16 protein-coding genes and 1 pseudogene are annotated in these 18,559 nt (G+C 63.8%); 6 read left to right on the top strand and 11 right to left on the bottom strand.

Going from position 1 to position 18,559, the window contains the following annotated elements:
* Positions 1-206: 206 nt before the first annotated feature.
* Positions 207-1,532 (top strand): EAL domain-containing protein, encoded by a 1,326-nt coding sequence (locus GTK01_RS10430; RefSeq protein WP_252925811.1) that lies wholly within the window; start codon positions 207-209, stop codon positions 1,530-1,532.
* Positions 1,533-1,683: 151 nt separating this feature from the next.
* Here the strand turns inward: GTK01_RS10430 and GTK01_RS10425 are convergent, their stop codons facing one another.
* The 9 genes from GTK01_RS10425 to GTK01_RS10385 all read right to left on the bottom strand — a co-directional run bounded on the left by GTK01_RS10425 (position 1,684) and on the right by GTK01_RS10385 (position 11,406).
* Positions 1,684-2,577, bottom strand: a complete 894-nt coding sequence (locus tag GTK01_RS10425) for an SDR family oxidoreductase (protein WP_252925810.1) — start codon at positions 2,575-2,577, stop codon at positions 1,684-1,686.
* An 8-nt stretch (positions 2,578-2,585) separates the two neighbouring features.
* Positions 2,586-4,700 carry a catalase gene (locus GTK01_RS10420; protein WP_252925809.1) on the bottom strand — a complete coding sequence of 705 codons (2,115 nt, stop codon included), beginning with the start codon at positions 4,698-4,700 and terminating at the stop codon, positions 2,586-2,588.
* A 210-nt stretch (positions 4,701-4,910) separates the two neighbouring features.
* The gene (mnhG, locus tag GTK01_RS10415) at positions 4,911-5,303 is read right to left on the bottom strand and encodes a monovalent cation/H(+) antiporter subunit G (protein WP_252925808.1); all 393 of its coding nucleotides are present in this window, start codon (positions 5,301-5,303) and stop codon (positions 4,911-4,913) included.
* A complete protein-coding gene (locus GTK01_RS10410; RefSeq protein WP_252925807.1) occupies positions 5,300-5,581 on the bottom strand; it encodes a K+/H+ antiporter subunit F in 282 nt (93 codons plus the stop codon). Before GTK01_RS10410 ends, mnhG begins: the two co-directional genes overlap by 4 nt.
* Positions 5,578-6,063: a Na+/H+ antiporter subunit E gene (locus tag GTK01_RS10405; RefSeq protein WP_252925806.1), complete on the bottom strand. Its 486-nt coding sequence runs from the start codon at positions 6,061-6,063 to the stop codon at positions 5,578-5,580. Before GTK01_RS10405 ends, GTK01_RS10410 begins: the two co-directional genes overlap by 4 nt.
* Entirely contained in the window at positions 6,060-7,679 is a 1,620-nt protein-coding gene (locus GTK01_RS10400; RefSeq protein ID WP_252925805.1) for a monovalent cation/H+ antiporter subunit D, read from the bottom strand. Before GTK01_RS10400 ends, GTK01_RS10405 begins: the two co-directional genes overlap by 4 nt.
* Positions 7,676-8,020 (bottom strand): Na+/H+ antiporter subunit C, encoded by a 345-nt coding sequence (locus GTK01_RS10395; protein ID WP_252925804.1) that lies wholly within the window; start codon positions 8,018-8,020, stop codon positions 7,676-7,678. The genes GTK01_RS10400 and GTK01_RS10395 overlap by 4 nt, the downstream gene beginning before the upstream one ends.
* The gene (locus tag GTK01_RS10390; RefSeq protein WP_252925803.1) at positions 8,020-10,947 is read right to left on the bottom strand and encodes a monovalent cation/H+ antiporter subunit A; all 2,928 of its coding nucleotides are present in this window, start codon (positions 10,945-10,947) and stop codon (positions 8,020-8,022) included. The genes GTK01_RS10395 and GTK01_RS10390 overlap by 1 nt, the downstream gene beginning before the upstream one ends.
* Before the next feature lie 96 nt (positions 10,948-11,043).
* Entirely contained in the window at positions 11,044-11,406 is a 363-nt protein-coding gene (locus tag GTK01_RS10385) for a hypothetical protein (RefSeq protein ID WP_252925802.1), read from the bottom strand.
* 326 nt (positions 11,407-11,732) lie between these two features.
* Between GTK01_RS10385 and GTK01_RS10380 the strand changes: the two genes are divergently transcribed.
* Complete coding sequence (locus tag GTK01_RS10380; RefSeq protein ID WP_252925801.1) at positions 11,733-12,560, top strand: IclR family transcriptional regulator; 828 nt, start codon at positions 11,733-11,735, stop codon at positions 12,558-12,560.
* A gap of 39 nt (positions 12,561-12,599) precedes the next feature.
* Here GTK01_RS10380 and GTK01_RS10375 read toward each other — a convergent pair whose 3' ends face one another.
* Together GTK01_RS10375 and GTK01_RS10370 are read right to left on the bottom strand one after the other, a co-directional pair.
* Positions 12,600-14,300, bottom strand: coding sequence for an FAD-dependent oxidoreductase (locus GTK01_RS10375; protein ID WP_252925828.1), 1,701 nt, complete (start codon positions 14,298-14,300; stop codon positions 12,600-12,602).
* A gap of 22 nt (positions 14,301-14,322) precedes the next feature.
* The gene (locus GTK01_RS10370) at positions 14,323-15,075 is read right to left on the bottom strand and encodes an SDR family NAD(P)-dependent oxidoreductase (RefSeq protein ID WP_252925800.1); all 753 of its coding nucleotides are present in this window, start codon (positions 15,073-15,075) and stop codon (positions 14,323-14,325) included.
* A gap of 174 nt (positions 15,076-15,249) precedes the next feature.
* On the opposite strand from GTK01_RS10370, the gene GTK01_RS10365 reads away from it, so the two are divergent.
* The 4 genes and pseudogenes from GTK01_RS10365 to GTK01_RS10350 form a co-directional block, all read left to right on the top strand.
* Positions 15,250-16,281: a TRAP transporter substrate-binding protein gene (locus tag GTK01_RS10365; protein ID WP_252925799.1), complete on the top strand. Its 1,032-nt coding sequence runs from the start codon at positions 15,250-15,252 to the stop codon at positions 16,279-16,281.
* 70 nt (positions 16,282-16,351) lie between these two features.
* On the top strand, positions 16,352-16,909 hold the full coding sequence (locus tag GTK01_RS10360; RefSeq protein ID WP_252925798.1) for a TRAP transporter small permease subunit: 558 nt from the start codon (positions 16,352-16,354) through the stop codon (positions 16,907-16,909).
* Positions 16,906-18,243 carry a TRAP transporter large permease subunit gene (locus GTK01_RS10355; protein WP_252925797.1) on the top strand — a complete coding sequence of 446 codons (1,338 nt, stop codon included), beginning with the start codon at positions 16,906-16,908 and terminating at the stop codon, positions 18,241-18,243. Before GTK01_RS10360 ends, GTK01_RS10355 begins: the two co-directional genes overlap by 4 nt.
* A gap of 59 nt (positions 18,244-18,302) precedes the next feature.
* Positions 18,303-18,544 (top strand): annotated as a pseudogene (locus GTK01_RS10350) (MBL fold metallo-hydrolase); the annotation flags it as partial.
* Positions 18,545-18,559 lie beyond the last annotated feature (15 nt).

Genomic DNA, 18,559 nt, shown 5'->3' with positions numbered 1-18,559 from the left:
AGGTCTTCATCCCAGCCTTCGCCGCGCGGACGGCCCTGCAAACCCAACCAGCGATGCCGCCCGCGCTGGCAACAAGACCGTCAATGCACTAACATTCCAGCCGGACCCGTCAGTGGGGGCTGATCAGGACGACATTCTGGAATCACCTCCGCTTAAGACCGTTCACGGTCGGCGGCGAGCAATTCTATGTCGGTGTTCTGCGAGACGTGTCCGCCATCCGGCAAACGGAAATCGCCCTGGACCGCGCCGCGAATCTCGACATCGCGACGGAATGCCTCAACCGGCAGTCGTTCATTGTCGCTGTCGAAAAGCGCCTCGCCGCCCATGACGGTCCGGCGTTGATCGTAAAGCTCGATGTGATCGGCTTCCACGACATAAATGCCGGATATGGCTTCGATGTCGGAGACGCCCTGCTGCTGGAGACCGGGCGCCGACTGAGGGAGACCGGGGCCGCCACGGTCGCCCGGATGGGAGCGAATGAATTCGCGCTGGCCTTCGAACTGCCGGATGAAGCGAGCGCGCAGCTCATTGTGAGCCGCGTTACTGCCGCGCTCGAGCCGGACTTCGTCGTTCCGGGCGCAAGCGTTTCGCTGCGTTTTGCAGTCGGTTATGCCATAGGCGAACCCGGCGGCAGTGCAATCGCGCTGGTCCGACACGCCGCAACCGCGCTGCAGACGGCCAAGACCGATCCGCTCGGCGGGCCTTGCAGGTTTCAGCGCGACGATGACAAGGAGGCTCGGCTCCGCGTCCGGTTGACCAGAGAGCTGAAGGTGGCTATTGTAAACGACGAGTTTGTCCATCATTTCCAGCCCCAGATCGACCTCTCGACCGGCGAGTGGGTAGGCGCCGAAGCGCTGATAAGGTGGAACCATCCGCTGTTCGGCAGTCAGCCGCCGGGCCGGTTCATCGAGGCGGCCGAGCGGACTGGCCTGCTCCTGGCACTTGGAGAACGCGGCGTTGGGGCCGTGGCGGCCTTTGCACGACGGATCAACGAGCACCGCGACCGTCCGCTGCGCTTCTCGGTCAACGTGTCGGCCACCGAATTCTTGCACCGAGACATGGCCGAGATGATGGGGCGCGTCTTGCGCCAGACGGGTGCTGAACCCGACTGGCTGACGCTGGAGATTACCGAGAGCATGCTCCTCAACAGCACGCCCGGCGTGTTGGATGCCTTCCAGCGACTGCGCGCCCTCGGCGTCGGCCTCTCAGTCGACGATTTCGGGACGGGGTACTCGAGTCTTCGAATGCTCGAGTCGTTCCCGGTGACCGAGATCAAGATCGACCGGAGCTTCGTCGGCGAACTCGCGGCCAGTCCCGCCAAGATGGTCATCGTGCGGGCCATCATCGAGCTCGGGCGTGCCCTTGGCCTGGCCGTGGTGGCGGAAGGCGTGGAGACCGAAGCGCAACGCATGTTGCTGGCCGGCATGGGATGTCCGATCGGACAGGGCTACCTGTTCGGCCACCCAGTCGACGGAGACAACTTCGCTGCGAACCTGGCAAGAGCAACGGAACGGACTAGTGGATTTGATTGAAGGGTTGGAACCGGGCCGGCCGTAGATTCTCGGAAATTGCCGGCTTGGGCCGCTGCTGGAGAATGCGTGGGTTCCACCGTGGATCCGCACGCATTCAAGTCGCAGCGATGCCCTCTCGGCGCGGAGAAGCACGCCAGCTTCTGGTCTGATGTCAGGCGATGCCTCTGCCGCCTGTCGCGCCCAGCACCTCGCCAATCAGGAAGCTACCTTCCTGCGAGGCGAGGAGAACGTAAAGAGGCGCGATCTCGACCGGCTGTCCCGGACGGCCGAAGTCGGAGTTCTTGCCGAAGTTCTTCACCTTCTCCTCAGGCTGGCCTCCACTTGGCTGTAGCACGGTCCAGAACGGGCCGGGCGCAACGACGTTTGCACGAATGCCCTTCTCGATGAGTTGCTTGGCGAGCGCCTTCGTATAGGCGGTAATGCCTGCTTTGGTCGTTGCGTAGTCGAGCAGGATTTCCGACGGCTCGTAGGCCTGGATGGAAGCGGTCGTAATCACGGATGCACCCGCCGGCAGATGCGGAACGGCCGCTTGCACGATCCAGTGCAGCGCGTAGAGATTGGTCTTCATCGTCTTGTCGAAGTCGTCAGTGGAGAGCGCGCTGACATCTTCCCGGAACTGCTGCCGTCCCGCGTTGACGACGAGGATGTCCAGGCCTCCAAGCCCGGAGACCGTCTTCTCGACCAGTTCGCGGCACCAGGTTTCATCCATGATGTCACCCGGCAGCGCGACCGCCTTGCGCCCCTCCCTCTCGATCAGCGCGATCACCTCGTCTGCGTCGGCCTGTTCTTCCGGCAGATAGGAGATCGCCACGTCTGCGCCTTCTCGGGCATAGGCAATCGCAGCGGCGCGCCCGATGCCGGAATCGCCACCCGTGACGAGCGCCTTGCGGCCCTCAAGTTTGCCCGAGCCGCGATAGCTCTCTTCGCCATGATCCGGCTGCGGGTCCATTTTTGCCGACAGCCCCGGGTGGGGCTGTGGCTGTTCGGGAAAGGGCGGTGCGGGATATTGCTTGCGCGGGTCCTGCATCTTCAGTCTGTCAGTCATCGGTTTTCCTACTTTTGCCGGCTTTCGCGGTTCCACAACCGCAATTTCCGGCAGGTCTCGACGAACCCTTTTGCGTCGGCAGCCTTCGATATCGCGACCACGCCTTCGTCCGGCTCGACACCCGCCTTGTCGAACAGCGGCTGAGCCGCCTCGACGTGAGCAATGAACTTGCAGTGCGCGAAGGCGTCGGCGACGAAATCACGCGCGGCGGGGTGGTTTGTGAGACTTTTGGCGCCTTCTTCGCTGACGATCAGCGCTACTGCGTCGTAGAGAACCGACGGGCCGCCGTCGATCATCTGCTGGCCTTCGATGAGCGAGCCGTCCGAGGCTTTGACGCCGCCAACCCTCGGTGCGACGATCTCCATCATCGCGCCTTCTTTGTGAAGGGCATCTGCGAGCGCCTTGACGAGCTGGGCATCGCAGCCATCGGTCACGAGAACGCCGACCTTGCGACCCTTGAAGCTATCCGGACCATTCTTGATGATCGACAACTTGTCCGAAGGTTCGAGGTCGTCGCGCGGAGTGATCGCTGGATCGGCCGGCTGCGGCATCGTCTTAAGCCCGAGGTTCTCGGCAACCTTTGTCGCCAGCGTCTCCTCGATGTTGAGAAGATGCGCCACGACACGCTCGCGGATCACCTCCGTCTCGACCTTGGAAAGCTCGAAGGTGAGCGCCATCGCTATGTGGTTCTGCTCGACCTCGGTCTGGCTTGCATAAAATTGCCTCGCCTGGCTGTAGTGGTCCGCGAAGCTTTCCGCTCGCAAGCGCACTTTCGGCCCTTCGACCTCCTCGCGATAGGAGCGGTGGCCGCGCGCCGGATGCTCGCGCGGACCTTCGCCCCACGAGTTCGGCTGGTAGTTGACGCGACCGGTCGGATTGCGCATCGCCATGTGGCCGTCCTGCTGGAAATTATGGAACGGGCATTTGGGCGCGTTGATCGGCAGGTGGGTGAAGTTGGTCGAGCCGAGCCGCTTCAACTGCGTATCGAGATAGGAGAAGTTGCGGCCCTGCAGCAGCGGATCGTTGGAGAAGTCGATGCCGGGCGGCACGTTCTGCGTCATGAACGCGACCTGTTCGGTCTCGGCGAAGAAATTATCCGGCATCCGGTCCAGCACCAGCCGGCCGACCGGGATCGGCTGGATGACTTCTTCGGGGATTAGCTTGGTCGGGTCCAGCACGTCGAAGTCGAAGCTGTCGGCGAATTCCTGATCGAACAACTGCACGCACAGCTCCCATTCGGGATAGTCGCCGGCCTGAATCGCGTCCCAAAGATCGCGGCGGTGGAAGTCCGGATCCGCGCCGTTGATCTTCACGGCCTCGTTCCAGACGACCGACTGCAGGCCGAGCTTCGGCTTCCAGATGAATTTGACGAAAGTCGACTCGTCCTCCGCGTTCAGCAGACGGAAGGTGTGGACACCGAAGCCTTCCATGAAGCGGAAGGAGCGCGGGATCGCGCGGTCGGACATGACCCACATGATCATGTGCATCGACTCAGGCGTCAGCGAGATGAAGTCCCAGAAATTGTCATGCGCCGACTGGGCCTGCGGGAAGCCGCGATCGGGCTCCGGCTTCACCGAATGGATGACGTCGGGAAACTTGATCGCATCCTGAATGAAGAACACCGGGATGTTGTTGCCAACGATGTCCCAGTTGCCTTCCTGCGTGTAGAGCTTGACGGCGAAGCCGCGTACGTCGCGCGCAAGGTCGAACGAACCTTTCGATCCGGCAACGGTAGAGAACCGCACGAAAGCAGGCGTCTTCTCGCCGGCACGCTGGAAGATGTCGGCGCGGGTGTATTTCGCCAGCGATTCATAGGTCTCGAAATAGCCGTGCGCGCCATAGCCGCGCGCATGGACGACCCGCTCGGGAATCCGCTCATGGTCGAAGTGGAAGATCTTCTCGCGAAAGTGGAAGTCCTCGATCAGCGCGGGGCCGCGTTCGCCATATTTCAACGTGTTCTGGTCGTCGGCGACGGGCCCGCCCTGTGCGGTCGTCAGGGGCGGCGTGTCGCCATCGGCGATCTGGTGGAGTTCGCCGCCATTCCCCCGCATCAACTTCTGGTCGTGTATGGTTGCTTCGCCGGTCCGGATGCCGGACTTCGTTGAAGTGCCCGCTTTTGCCATGGTATTCCCCTTGAGATTGGATGCATTGCCAGTACGGCGTCGGAACCAAACAAGAGTCGGAGCCAGATGTTCCAGCCCCGCGTTTGTGGGGGAAATTATCGCCGAGGCGGTTCAGCTATTCGCCCAGCAGTTGCATCGACAGCACCGGCCATGCTTGCACCAGCGCACGGAAGCATGCGGTCGGCGGTCAGGCAGTCCTGAACGGCCGCGTCAGCTTCCCTTATGATTGCTGACGGTGTCGGCGCGATCAACCGAGGTCTCTTTCGGCAGCGCGCCGGGGTTCTGCTCCGACCTGTCCCTGTAGACCGCAGCTCTGCCCAGCATCATCAAGGTCACGGGAGTGGTGACGGTGACGAAGACGCCGATCAGGATCTCGTGGATGACGGGGCGACCCTCGGCCGCGGTGAAGAAGATCATCGACCCCATCACCATGCCGCCCGCGCCCCAACTGGTCGCAAGCGTCGGCGCGTGGATGCGGTCGTAAAACGTCGACAGGCGTGCAACGCCGACAGCGCCGACCAGAGACAGCCCGGCGCCCAGGAGAATGAAGGCGGCGCTGACGATCGCGGCCCACAAGGGCACGTCCGCATAGCCAGTGGTCATTCGATCACCTCGCCGCGCATGAGGAACTTGGCAAGAGAGACCGTTGCCACGAAACCCAGCACCCCTATTACCAGCGCCGCCTCGAAGTAGAGCGTGTTGCCGGTGCGCACCCCGAAGGCCAGGACCTGCAGCATGGCGCAGACGTAGAGCGCGTCGAGCGCCAGCACACGGTCCTGGGCCCTCGGCCCGATGATCATGCGCCAGGTGCACAGGATCATGGCGAGAGCCAGCATGAGCTGCGCGATGAACAGCGCGGCCTGCATGATGAGGACATTCATTCGAAAATCTCCAACAACAGTCGCTCGTAGCGGTTGGTGATGATGTCGATCCACTCCGCCTCGTCGACAAGATCGAACACGTGGACGAGCAGCGTCCGACGTGCCGAATTGTAGTCGAGCCAGGCGGTGCCCGGCGTGCTCGTAAGGACGATGGCCAGGATGGCAAGCGCCGACGGGTTCGTCAGCCGGATGGGCACCGTGATGAAACCGGACGTCCGGCTGGCGCGACGGCCGCGCAGGATGATGAGCGCCACGGCGACGTTGGATCGGACGATGTCGTAGAGAACGATGCCCAGCAGTTCCGGGATTGCCGCGAAGCGCCGAACGCGCGGGCTCGCTTCGCCGAGCGCACGCAGCGCGTGGCTGGCGGCCACCGCGACCAGGACGGACAGCACCAGGTGACCGGGCGTGAAGCCGCCCAGCGCCAGCCACATGAACGCAAGGCCGACGGCAAGCAGCGGGTAGGGAAGGATCGCCGTCATTTGCTCTCCTGCGCAAAGGGTGGCACATGCTCCGCGCCAAGCACGGCACCGAGGTAGCGGCTCGGGTCATGCAGATCCGCCGCGGCCGCCGTGACAACGGCCATCACCGGGCCGGCCAGCAGTACAAGCGCGAACAGGACGGTGATCAGGAACAGGATTGGTGCGGTTTCCGTGATGGTGACGCGTGGCTGCATTGGTTCGACGGGCGCCCAGAACGTGCGGATACCCATTCGTGAAAGAGCGATCAGCGCCGTCACTCCGGAAAGGATCAGGAGGACGGCAAGCGCGATGCGCATGGCGGCGTCGCCTTCGCCGGCATGCGAAGCGGGCCCCATGATGGCGTGGAGGATCGCGAACTTCGACAGGAATCCCGAAAGCGGCGGCAGGCCGATCAGCACCATCGCCAGCAGGGAAAAGCCGATGCCCAGAATCGCCAGCGCGCCGGGCATCAGGCGGCGGACCTCTGCTTCTTCGCCCTCGTCCTCGCTTGCCGCCTCGCCATAGGCTTCCATGGTGACGGCGAGCACGTCGGCGGCCGCGTCCCGCTCGCGCTCGAGGAGTTCGACGACCATGAAGAACGCACTGACGGCCAGCGTCGAGCTGAGAAGGTACATGAGCGCACCGGCCGTGGCCGCCGGCTCGGACATGCCGAACGTGGCGAGCAGCGTTCCCGACGACATGAGCACGAAGTAGGCACTCGCGCGCTGCATCGACTGCGAGGCGAGGACGCCGATCGACGCGAAGATCAGCGTGACGGCACCCCCGATGAAGATGAGCGCCGAACCAAACGCCTCGCCACCTGCCGGCACCAGAAGTGCGAGGCGCAGAAGCGAGTAAATGCCGACCTTGCTCAACATCGAAAAGACAGCGGCGACCGGAGCGGCCGCGGAGGCGTAGGTGGGAACGAGCCAGAAGCCGAGCGGCCACATGCCGGCCTTCACGAGAAACGCCAGGCCCAGCATCGCCAGACCGACATGCAGCGCAGGCTCCGTGAAGCCTTCCAGCGATTGCGCCCGCAGCGCGATCTCCGCCATATTGAGGCTGCCGGTCGCACCGAAGACGAGGGCAATGCCTATCAGGAAGATCAGCGACGCGACGAGGTTGATGACGATGTAATGCAGCCCGGCCTTGACGCGTGAGGGCGCCGAACCGTGCAGCACCAGCCCGTAGGATGCGGCCAGCATCACCTCGAAGAAGACGAACAGGTTGAAAAGGTCGCCGGTCAGGAAGGCGCCGTTGAGCCCGACGAGCAGGAACTGGAACAGCGTGAAGAAGTGCGGTCCGACACGGGCCCATCGCTCGATGGCGAAGACGATCGCCGGAATCGCCACGATCGCTGTCACGACGAGCATGATCGCCGACAGCCGGTCCAGCACGAGATTGATCGCAATCGGCGCCGGCCAGTTTCCGAGGAGATAAACCAGCGCCGCAGCGTCGTTGTCGTTATGGACACGCCAGAGCATCATCGCGGCAACCGCAAGAAGCGCGCCAGTCGAGGCGAGCGAGATGACAGTTTTCAGTCGCCGCTCGCGGTCGTCGAAGAACAGCATCATCGCGCCCGCGATCAGCGGGATCAGGATGGGCGCAATGACGATATGCTGGAGATCGAGGTTCATCGCTCGCTCTCCCGCCCATCGACATGATCGGTCCCGGATATTCCGCGCGAAACGATCAGCACGACGAGGAACAGCGCCGTCGTCGCGAACCCGATCACGATCGCCGTCAGCACGAGCGCCTGGGGCAGCGGATCGGTATAGACGGCCGGATCGACCGGGCTGGAACCGTCGAGAACCGGTGGCGCGTTCACCCGCAGGCGACCCATGGAAAAGATGAAGAGATTGACGGCATAGGACAGCAGCGCCAGGCCGATGACCACCTGATACGTGCGCGGACGTAAGAGCAGCCACACGCCCGATGCAGTCAAAGTGCCGATGGCAAGTGCGATCAGCAGTTCCATCAGCTCTGCCCCCCTTCGCCGGTTGTGGAGGGCGCGGGCTTGCTGCGCGCCGTACGTATGGACTGGTGAGCGATGGCGATCAGCATCAGCACCGTCGCTCCGACCACGAGGCTGAAGACGCCGAGATCGAACAGGAGCGCGGACGCCGTGGGCACTTCGCCGACGAAGGGCAATGTCGTGTACTGGAAGTATGACGTCAGGAACGGATAGCCGAACAGCCAGGAGCCGGTGCCCGTCAGCGCGGCCATCAAGAGCCCGAAGCCGATCCAGCGCACGGGAAGGATGCGCAGCCGTTCCTCCACCCAGCGCGTGCCGCCTGCAAGATATTGCAGCAGGAAGCCGATCGACATCGTGATCCCGGCCGCAAATCCGCCGCCCGGCAGGTCGTGCCCTCGCAGGAACAGGTAGATGGCGAGCAGCACGATCACCGGGAACATCCAGCGCATGATCACGGACGGTACCAGCAAATAATCCTGAAGCGTCTCGCCAACCTCACGGTCGCGTTGCAGGTCGTCGAACGCGTTCTGCTCGCGTTGCTGGTAGGGAATCTCCTTGGTGTCGTCGGCGGGGCGGAAGCGGCGCAGGAGCGCGTAGATCGTCAGCGCCACGATGCCGAGTACGACAATTTCGCCGAATGTGTCGAAGCCACGGAAGTCGACCAGGATGACGTTCACGACATTGGTCCCGCCGCCCTCACTGTAGGCGTGCTCCAGATAATAGTCGCCGACCGATGGTGGAACGGGTGCCCGCATCGTCAGATAGGCGACGGTCGCCGTACCGAGCCCCGCCGCAACGGCCAGGACGAAATCGCGATGGCGGCGCAGGCGCGTGCGCATGTCGATCGGCAGCGGGTCGGCCTCGTTGCGCTTCGGCAACCAGCGAAGGCCGAGCAGGATCAGGACGGTCGTGACGATCTCGACGAGAAGCTGGGTAACGGCAAGGTCGGGCGCGGAAAACCAGATGAATGTCAGGCAAAGAACCAGACCCGCCCCGCTCATGAGGATCAGCGCGGCGAGACGGTGAAACTTGGCCTGAATGGCGGCCGCGATGGCGCAGCCACCGCCGATGATCCAGAGCGTCGCCAGTACCGGGTCGATGCCGCGAACCGAAAGCTCCGGCAGATTATCGCCGGCTCCCCACATCGCCCAGACGCCCGCCAAAATCGCCGCCAGGACCAGGAGACGCAACTGGGGCTGCAGGCGGCGGGTCGTCATGGTGCTTTCGACGAAGCGTGCACCGCGCCAGCTGATCGCGACGAGCACGCGCTCGAAGATTCGCTGGCCGCGCAGGCGCCGGATGAAGGGCGGTCCTTCCTCAGACCGCTCCAGGTAGGGTCGCAGCGCGACGTAGAGCGCCAGTCCCGCGACGAGGGCAATGATGCTCATTGCCAGCGGAAGGTTGAAGCCGTGCCAGACGGCAAGGTTGTATTGCGGCATTTCTTCACGCAGCACCGAATAGACGGCAGTGTCGAGCACTCCGCCCACGCTCAGCGCCGGAATGATGCCCACGATCAGGCAGACCAGGACCAGAAGCTCGATCGGAACGCGCATCCAGTGCGGCGGCTCGTGCGGCTCTTCGTTCGGCAGGTCGACGGGCTTTGGGCCAAAGAAGACCTTGTGGATGAAGCGGACCGAATAGGTGACCGCGAACGCACCGGCGAGTGTCGCCACATAGGGCGCGACGCCGTCGAGCAGCGAAGCGCGATGCTGCTCGATCGTCTCGGCGAAGAACATCTCCTTTGACAGGAACCCGTTGAGCAGCGGCACGCCAGCCATCGCGGCGCTGGCCACCATTGCAAGGGTTGCGGTGATGGGCAGATAGGAGAAAAGGCCGGACAGACGACGCATGTCGCGCGTTCCAGCCTCGTGGTCGATGATCCCGGCCGCCATGAAAAGCGATGCCTTGAAAGTGGCGTGGTTGAGCATGTGGAAGATCGCCGCGACCGCCGCGAGCGGGCTGCCGAGGCTAAGCAGTGTCGTGATGAGCCCGAGATGGCTGATGGTGGAATAGGCGAGCAGACCCTTCAGGTCCTGCTGGAAGATCGCGAATGCAGCGCCCAGGAACAGTGTCGTCATGCCTGCAAGTCCGACGATGAAGAACCATTCGTCAGTGCCTGACAGAACCGGCCAGAACCGGGCGAGCAGGAACACGCCCGCCTTCACCATGGTCGCGGAATGGAGATAGGCCGAAATCGGCGTCGGGGCCGCCATCGCATTGGGCAGCCAGAAATGAAAAGGGAACTGTGCGCTCTTGGTCAGCGCGCCGGCCAGGATGAGCAGGAGTGTTGGAACGTAAAGATCGTGCGCGCGAATGATGTCGCCGGCCGCCAGCACCTCGTCGAGATCGTAGCTGCCAACGATCTGGCCGAGCAGCACCAGACCCGCCAACAGGCACAAGCCGCCCGTCCCGGTGATCGTCAATGCCATGCGCGCGCCGTCGCGCGCGGCCTGATTGTGGTGCCAGTAGCCGACCAGCAGGAAGGAGAAGATGCTCGTCAGTTCCCAGAAGACGGCCAGCAGGATGATGTTGCCGGACAGGACGAGCCCCAGCATCGCGCCCATGAAGGCCAGCAAGAGCGCATAGAAGCGCGCGACCGGATCCTTTGGCGAGATGTAGTAGCGGGCATAGATGACGACGAGGAGGCCGATCCCGGTGATCACCATCGAGAACATCCACGCGAACCCGTCGATGCGCAACGTGATGCTGAGGCCGAGTGCGGGCACCCAGTCAATGACGTGCTTGACGACGCGGCCGTCTGTCACCGACGGATATGCCGCCAACGTTATCGCAAGCGCGCCCAGCGAAACCAGGCCGGCCAGCCAGGCCTCCGCGTTTCGCGCGTTCGGAGAAAGCAGCGCGGCGATGAGGCTGCCCAGGAAGGGCAAGCCGACAAGAAGAATCAGAAAGCTGCTTGGCCAGAGTGTCATCATTACCGTCCACAACGAATCCCGGAGCGGGCGAGCATCGGGGCGGCCGGTATTCGAGGGGGCGTCTCACTGATCTTACAGGAGCCGCCTCGCCTCTCAGGCGCGCGACGCTCGTTGCGTCATGACGGCGGGCGGCGCGCGGGCGAGCCCGGGCTGCACGACAGCGTGCGGGGCCGCGTCGTCGCGAGGTGGCGGTGCCTGAGCGCAATGCGGTCGGCTGTCAGCGGACCAGGGAGCAGCCGCGCAGAGGGCGTCGCCTGCACTGCTTGTGTCGACATGCGCCGTCAGCAGGTCGACATCGCGCTCGCGATATTCCTGCTCCTGCTGGGGCGCGCTGAACTTGTAGGGCGAGGCCGGATCAGCCTTGAGTTCCTTTGACAGAGCCGCCGCGATGTCAGGCCCGTTCGCCGGGTCCGATGGAAGTCCGGCATAGCCGATGAGGGCGAGAAGGAGCAGCATGAACGAAACCGAACGGCACGCCGCAATGCCGTGTCGTCTCGGGGCCGTCTTGCGCTCCGCTCCTCGCACCAGATCACCATTTGTAAGTGTTTGAGAACGACTTAAAGCAGGCTTCCGCCCCTGTCCATATGGCATCTGGAGACGGGGCTGTTTGTCGCGTTTGGCCCGCTACGCCGCCGGTAGAGCCGATACGTCTTCGGTCCGTTGCCCCATACGGCCGCGATGTGCTCTGGCGACCGGTCGGTCCATCGCGGCGGCGCGCATCGACGCACGCTGGACGCGAGCAATCAGTTGAGAAGCCCTGACGCCTGGGCTATCTGTCGGAAATGAATGAGCAGCTTCCAACGCTTAAGCGGAAGACGAGTGCACCCCGCGGCGTCCAATCGATCGACACGGGCGGCATCATCCTCAAGGCACTCGCCAACGCGCGCGGCCCGCTCAAGCTGCGCGACCTTGCCGAACTGACCGACATGGCGGCGGCTCAGCTTCATCCCTACCTCGTCTCGTTCCGCAAGATGGGCATGGTCGAGCAGACCGAGGCCGGCCACTACCAGCTCGGCGCGTTTGCGCTGCATCTGGGCCTGACCCGGCTGCGAAACCAGAACGCGTATCGCGAGACCGTGAGCCGCGTCGCCAGTCTGGCCGACGACCTGCAACTGATGATTGCCGTCACTGTGTGGGGGCTGCATGGGCCGACCATCGTGTATGTGCAGGAGTCGTCGGCTCGCATCCATGCCAACGTTCAGGTCGGCAACATCTTCCTGATGACGGCGACGGCGACGGGCAAGGTGTTCGCCGCCTACCTGCCGCTCTCGATCACCCAGCCGATGGTTCGCCAGGAGCGCTCGGATCGCACGCTTCTGGAACGCGGACCGTTCGAGTTCGACGAGACGCGCTACTGGGACGATGTCGAGCGCGTGCGCGCCCGCGGCTTCGAGACGACGCGCGACCTTCCGATTCCCGGCGTCAGCGCTGTGGCGGCGCCCGTCTTCGACCACACCGGCAAGATTCAGCTCGCGCTGACGGCGATCGGACCGACGAGCATGATCGATCTTGCCGACCACGGGCCGGCGGTCACCGGGCTCCTGCGCTTTACCCGGCGCATGTCGTCGGAACTCGGCCATCGCGAGCCGACAGGCGCTGAGGGCGGCTAAGGGCAAGCGCGCTGCCCGCGGGCAGCGCGCCAGCCCGCCTCACGCGTTGCCGCCGGCCATGTGTCGAGCGGCGATATAGCCGAACGTTACGGCCGGTCCCAACGTGATACCGCCGCCGGGATAGTTTCCGCCCATGATGCTGGCGGCGTCGTTGCCGACCGAGTAGAGGCCCGGCACGGGCCGACCATCGCCATTCAGCACCTGTGCGTTTTCGTTGCAGCGCATGCCGGCAAAAGTGCCAAGGTCGCCGACGACGAGCTTGACGGCATAGAACGGTCCCTTCTCGATCGGCGCCACGCAAGGGTTCGGCTTGTGGTCGGGATCGCCGAGCGACCGGTTGTAGGAAGTCGAGCCCTTGGCGAATTCCGGGTCCTCGCCTTTTCGCGCATGGCCGTTGAAGGTTTCGATCGAGCGGCGAAGTGTGGCCGGGTCGGCGCCGATCTTCTCGGCCAGTTCTTCGATCGTCGCGCCCTCGATGAGATAGCCGTTCCTGACATGCTGGCGGAACGGCACCGGCGCCGGCTTCACATATCCCAGCCCGTATTTGCGCAGTACGTGGTGGTCGGCGATGAAGAAGGCGCAGATCTCGCTTTCTTCCTCGCGGCAGCGCGCGATCATCGCCTGGCAGAAATCGTGATAGGAATTCGCCTCATTGACGAAACGCCGGCCAGATCGCGTGACCGCGATGACGCCGGGTTTTGACCTGTCGACAAAGTGGGGAAACGTGCCAAGCGTGCCGTCCGGCTTGACGGGCCGCGAGATCGGCACCCAGGCGGCCGCGTTTGGCAGGTCCGTCTCGACCGTGCCGCCGGCGGCCTCGCCGAGCCGCAAGCCGTCACCGGTATTGCCCGGAGGGGCCGGCGAGGCATGCTCATAGCCCGATGCGGCGTGCGGGAACATCGCCTTGCGGCGCACCGGGTCCTGCGGAAAGCCGCCGGCCGCCAGCACGACGCCCTTTTTCGCATGGACGCGCACGGCGCCTTGCGCCGTGTCGACGATCGCGCCCGTCACCCGGCCGGTATCGTCCTTCACGAGTTCGCGCACGGGCGAGCGTGTCCAGATCGGCACGCCCTTGTCGAAGCAGGACTTCGCCAGCCGCGCCACCAACGCGTTGCCATTCATCAGTCGCATCGGCCGGCCATGAAAGGCCATGTCGCGCAGGAACTTCAAGAAGAGCTTGCCGACATAAAAGGCCGAGACCGGCGAGCGCGTGACGTTGAAGAAGTGCAGCAACTCCTTGCCGGAGCCGATCATCATCCCTAGGAAGGTGATCTCGGCAAGCGGCGGGCGCAGGCGCTTGATCTCGTGACCGATCTCGCGGCCGTCGAACGGCCGCGCGACAATGGACCGCCCGCCATCCACACCGCCCGGCGCGTCGGGATGATAGTCGGCAAAGGTCGGACCGAGGTCGAACTGAAGCGCGGTATTCTGCTCGTAGAACTCCACCGCCTTCGGCCCTGCTTCGAGGAAGGCGTCCACGCGGCGCTCGTCGAAATGGTCGCCGGCTTCGTGGCGCAGATAGGTCCGGGCCATGTCGGGGCTGTCCGTCACGCCGGCACGCTTGGCGGGCGCGTTGCAAGGTATCCACATCCAGCCGCCCGAGCGGGCCGTCGTGCCGCCGAAAACCGGTTCCTTCTCGACAACGAGCACGTCGAGCCGACGATGCGCGGCATTGACCGCCGTCGACAGCCCCCCTGCCCCCGAGCCGACGACCAGCACGTCGCAATGATGTTCTTTCATCTGCATATCGATTTCCTTGGGATCAGGCGGCCAGATATCCGCCGTCGACCGGCAGCAGGGCGCCGGTCACGTAGCTGGAGAGGTTGGAGGCGAGAAAGAGCACGGGACCGACGAGCTCTTCAGGTTCGCCGACACGCCCAAGCGGGGTGTGGCTCATGAAACGGCTGATCGCTTCAGGCGTCTCGCGCGTGATCTTCGTCATCGGGGTGGCGATGACGCCCGGCGCGATGGCGTTGACGCGCACGCCTTGCGGGGCGAGGTCATGAGCGAGCGCACGCGTGAACTGCAGCACCGCCCCCTTGCTGGCGGCATAGGCGCCAAGTCCGGGGCCTGCGGTTACGGACATGATGGAGCCCAGATTTATGATGCGTCCCCTCGTTGCCCGCAACTGCGGCAGAAACGCACGAACCATGTTCCTGATGCCGTCGACGTTGACGCGGAAGATCGCGTCCCAGTCTTCGTCGAAACCGGCATCGTCGATCGGCGTTCGCCTGATGATGCCGGCATTGTTGACGAGGATCGCCGCGGGTCCGAATCGATCTTCCACCATGCGGGCAAAGCGAGCCGTGCCGTCGCGGTCCGAAACGTCGAGCGTCGCGCTCATGCAAGGGGTTCCGGCAGCGCTGATCGCCGACGCCGCAGCTTCGGCGGCCGCACCGCTGATGTCGCATATGGCGACCCGTGCGCCTGCCTGCGCCAAGCCTTGCGCAATCGCCAGTCCATTGCCCTGAGCCGCGCCGGTGACGACTGCGACCTCTCCCCTGATGCCTTCCATCTGACCTCCCGAAAAATTCGTTATTTACAAATTCGTTTGACTATAGCGAATTTTTTGGTTGAGCCAAGCCGCAGAATTTGCAAGATTGCTCCCCGAGCCGGGAGGAGGCTGGGTCGATCGTCGGCCCAATTCCGGCATTCTTATCCGCCCAGGAGCGGTCTAAGGGAGGTCTTGATGAGACGTTACGTCACCGCAGCCGCATTGGCCGCATCCGTTGCATTCAGCAGCCAGGCTTTCGCCGAAAGCTTCGATCTTCAGAGCGTGTTTGGCCTGAACGTTCCGTCGATCGGGCCGAGCCCGGTCAACTGGGCGGAGAAGGTTCGCCTCATGACCGCAGGCGAAGTCGACATCAAGGTTCATGGCGCAGGCGACTTCGTACCGCCCTTCGAAGTGTTCGGCGCGGTCTCGTCCGGCGCCATCCCGATGGGCTTCGACTGGATCGGCTACTGGGCCGAGTCCATCCCCGTTGCAAACCTGGTCGGCTCCATGCCGTTTGGCCCGACGCCTGATATCGCACTTGGCTGGATGTTCGAGGGCGGCGGCCTGGAGATCATCCAGAAGGCGTACGACGCCCATGGCGTGAAGGTCATTCCATGCCATCTGGTGGTGCCTGAGGCCGGCGGGTGGTTCAACAAGGAAATCAATACGCCTGAGGACCTCAAGGGCCTCAACATGCGTATCGCCGGTCTCGGCGGGCAGGCCCTTGCCAAGCTCGGCGCAAACACGCAGCTCGTGCCCGCGGGCGAGATCTACGTCTCCTTGGAGACTGGCCGCATCGACGCCGCGGAATTTTCCGCACCGCAGCTCGACAAGGGCTTTGGTTTCCAGAACATTGTGAAGAACTACTATTTCCCCGGCTGGCACCAGCCTTCGAGCTGGGACTCCATCATCATCAACATGGATGTATGGAACGGGTTCTCGGAAGAGCAGCAGACCATCATGACCGAGGCCTGCAAGGCCAACATCGCTGAGAACATGGCCGACCAGCTCAACGCGCAGATCGAGGCCGTCGAAGAGATCGAGGCTGCCGGCGTCGAGATCAAGCGTTTCCCGGACGAAGTGCTGGTTGCGATGCGCGAGGCCGCCAACGAGGTGATGCAGGAAGAAGCCGGCAAGGACGCGGTGTTCAAGGAAGCCTACGAGTCCCTGACCGCCTATATCGAGCGCACCTCGCGCTGGGGCGACCTGCAGGCGCTTCCGCGCTGATTGAAACCGGGGCCGCCATGCTCGCATGTGCGGCCCCAGTCTTTCGCGTGCCCATGGCTGGAGGTTGCGGATGAAGCGCGTTCTCGATGTCCTCGTTCTGCCTGGCAAATGGGTCGGCTGGCTGGTCCTGCCGCTCATCTTGTCCGTGTGCCTCACCGTGTTGGCCGCCAGGTTCGGCTGGAACGCCTTCGTGCGCTGGGATCAGTCCCTGCCGGTCATCGGCCAGGGCATCACGGTCAACACGCTCGCGGATCTGCAATGGTACATCTTTGCGATCATGGCGATCTTTGGCGGCGTCTACGCCTTCCGCGATGGCCAGCACGTCAGCGTGGACGTGTTCTCGGCCGGCTTGCCGCACCGTGTGCAGCTTGGCCTGCGCCTTGTCGGCGATCTGGTCTTTCTCCTGCCCTTCTGCGCCATCATCTTCTGGTACGGCTGGTCTTTTGCGCTGACCTCGTTCAACTCGGGCGAAGGCTCCACCTATGGCGGGCTGATGGACCGCTGGCTGATCAAGTCGATCATTCCGATCGGTTTCGCCCTTCTCGGTATTGCCGCCATCGTGCGCGCCATCGCGACAACCGGTGAAATCCTGCGCCCCGCTCCCACCGACGAATCGAACTTCGAATGACCGAATATTTCTGGCCGCTCGCCATGCTTGCCGGGCTCGTGCTCGGCATTTTCTCGGGATATCCCGTCGCTTTCGTCCTGTCGGGCATCGGCATCCTGTTCGCCGTGCTCGCTGGCGTGCCGATGCTGTTCTTGTCGACGGGCGTCTCACGCATCTATTCGGGTATCCTGACAAACTGGCTGCTGATCGCCATTCCCCTTTTTGTCTTCATGGGGCTGATGCTCGAGCGTTCGGGAGTGGCCGAGCGGCTGTTGAAGTCGCTGGCCGCGCTGTTCGGCCGGCTGCCGGGCGGCTATGCCTTCGCGGTCGCCATAATCGGCGTGGTCATGGCCGCCTCGACCGGCATCATCGGCGCATCGGTGGTGCTGATGGGCATGATGGCGCTGCCCTCCATGCAGCAGGCCCGCTACGACCCCAAGATCTCGACCGGCCTCATCGCCGCGTCCGGTACGCTCGGCATCCTGATCCCGCCCTCGATCATGCTGATCATCCTCGGCGATCAGCTCCGGATTCCCGTTGGCGACCTCTTCATGGGAGCAATCGGCCCCGGCCTCATGCTCGCCGGCCTTTATTTCCTCTACTTGATCGCCGTCGCCATCTTCCAACCGCACCGCATGCCACCCGGCGAAGTGGAACCGCCGACCGGGCGTGGGGGACTGGCTGTGCAGCTTCTTCGCGACCTGCTGGCGCCGGTCCTGCTCATCGCCGCCGTCCTTGGCACCATCATCGCCGGCATCGCCACGCCCACGGAAGCGGCCGCGATCGGTGCCGCCGGCGCGTTGCTGCTGGCGCTGATCTCCGGCCGGCTGGACTTCGCCACCTTGCGCACGTCGCTGCGGGACACGACGAAGACCACGGCGATGATCATCTTCGTGATGATCGGCGCGACGATCTTTTCCGTCATTTTCCGCCGGCTCGGGGGCGACGAGATGGTCATCCATGCATTCGATTCCCTCGGCACGGGACCCTATTTCGTGCTCTTCGTCATCATGGCGCTGGTCTTCATCCTCGGCTTTTTCCTCGACTGGGTGGAGATCGCGCTCGTGGTGGTGCCTCTCGTCGCCCCGGTCGTCGCCAATCTCGATTTCGGCATGCCGCAGGGCCAGGTCCTGGCCTGGTTCGCGATCGCTCTGGCGGTCAACATGCAGACCTCGTTCCTGACGCCGCCCTTCGGTTACGCGCTGTTCTACCTGCGCGGTGTCGCGACCGGCATCTCCATCGGCACCATCTACCGCGGCATCATCCCGTTCGTGTTGCTGCAACTGGCGGCGCTGGCGCTGCTCATTGCCTTTCCGCAGATCAGTTTGTGGTTGCCGGGCTATCTGGCGAGATAACGCCAGCAAGCTTGCGGACCAGCATCGAAACTGGTGCAGACATGACCATGAACTTCGCATCCACCGGCGTCATCATCGGCGACGACAGCGTGGTGATCGTCGACGCGCAGGCAACGCCGCGTCTGGCCAACAAGGTCATCCAGAAGATCCGGACCGTCACCGACAAGCCGATCAAGTTGTGATGCTGTCGCACTGTCACGCGGTGCGCGTGCCGGGCGCCTCGGCCTATGGCGCGTCGGAAATCTTCATGTCGGAAAAGGCCCGTTCGATGGTGGTCGAGCGCGGGCAGGAGGACTGGGATTGCGCCCGGTTGGCG

The organism is Aliihoeflea sp. 40Bstr573 (assembly GCF_024105655.1).
Taxonomy (GTDB): domain Bacteria; phylum Pseudomonadota; class Alphaproteobacteria; order Rhizobiales; family Rhizobiaceae; genus Aliihoeflea.
Note: the sequence above shows the minus strand (reverse complement) of the source record. Positions and strands in the feature narration are given on the sequence as shown.

Bases quoted from the DNA above. Each gene is read 5' to 3' on its own strand.
- GTK01_RS10425 (WP_252925810.1), bottom strand. From the start codon at position 2,577: ATGACTGACAGACTGAAGATGCAGGACCCGCGCAAGCAATATCCCGCA.
- GTK01_RS10420 (WP_252925809.1), bottom strand. From the start codon at position 4,700: ATGGCAAAAGCGGGCACTTCAACGAAGTCCGGCATCCGGACCGGCGAA.
- mnhG (WP_252925808.1), bottom strand. From the start codon at position 5,303: ATGACCACTGGCTATGCGGACGTGCCCTTGTGGGCCGCGATCGTCAGC.
- GTK01_RS10410 (WP_252925807.1), bottom strand. From the start codon at position 5,581: ATGAATGTCCTCATCATGCAGGCCGCGCTGTTCATCGCGCAGCTCATG.
- GTK01_RS10405 (WP_252925806.1), bottom strand. From the start codon at position 6,063: ATGACGGCGATCCTTCCCTACCCGCTGCTTGCCGTCGGCCTTGCGTTC.
- GTK01_RS10400 (WP_252925805.1), bottom strand. From the start codon at position 7,679: ATGAACCTCGATCTCCAGCATATCGTCATTGCGCCCATCCTGATCCCG.
- GTK01_RS10395 (WP_252925804.1), bottom strand. From the start codon at position 8,020: ATGGAACTGCTGATCGCACTTGCCATCGGCACTTTGACTGCATCGGGC.
- GTK01_RS10390 (WP_252925803.1), bottom strand. From the start codon at position 10,947: ATGACACTCTGGCCAAGCAGCTTTCTGATTCTTCTTGTCGGCTTGCCC.
- GTK01_RS10385 (WP_252925802.1), bottom strand. From the start codon at position 11,406: ATGCTGCTCCTTCTCGCCCTCATCGGCTATGCCGGACTTCCATCGGAC.
- GTK01_RS10380 (WP_252925801.1), top strand. From the start codon at position 11,733: ATGAATGAGCAGCTTCCAACGCTTAAGCGGAAGACGAGTGCACCCCGC.
- GTK01_RS10375 (WP_252925828.1), bottom strand. From the start codon at position 14,300: ATGAAAGAACATCATTGCGACGTGCTGGTCGTCGGCTCGGGGGCAGGG.
- GTK01_RS10370 (WP_252925800.1), bottom strand. From the start codon at position 15,075: ATGGAAGGCATCAGGGGAGAGGTCGCAGTCGTCACCGGCGCGGCTCAG.
- GTK01_RS10365 (WP_252925799.1), top strand. From the start codon at position 15,250: ATGAGACGTTACGTCACCGCAGCCGCATTGGCCGCATCCGTTGCATTC.
- GTK01_RS10360 (WP_252925798.1), top strand. From the start codon at position 16,352: ATGAAGCGCGTTCTCGATGTCCTCGTTCTGCCTGGCAAATGGGTCGGC.
- GTK01_RS10355 (WP_252925797.1), top strand. From the start codon at position 16,906: ATGACCGAATATTTCTGGCCGCTCGCCATGCTTGCCGGGCTCGTGCTC.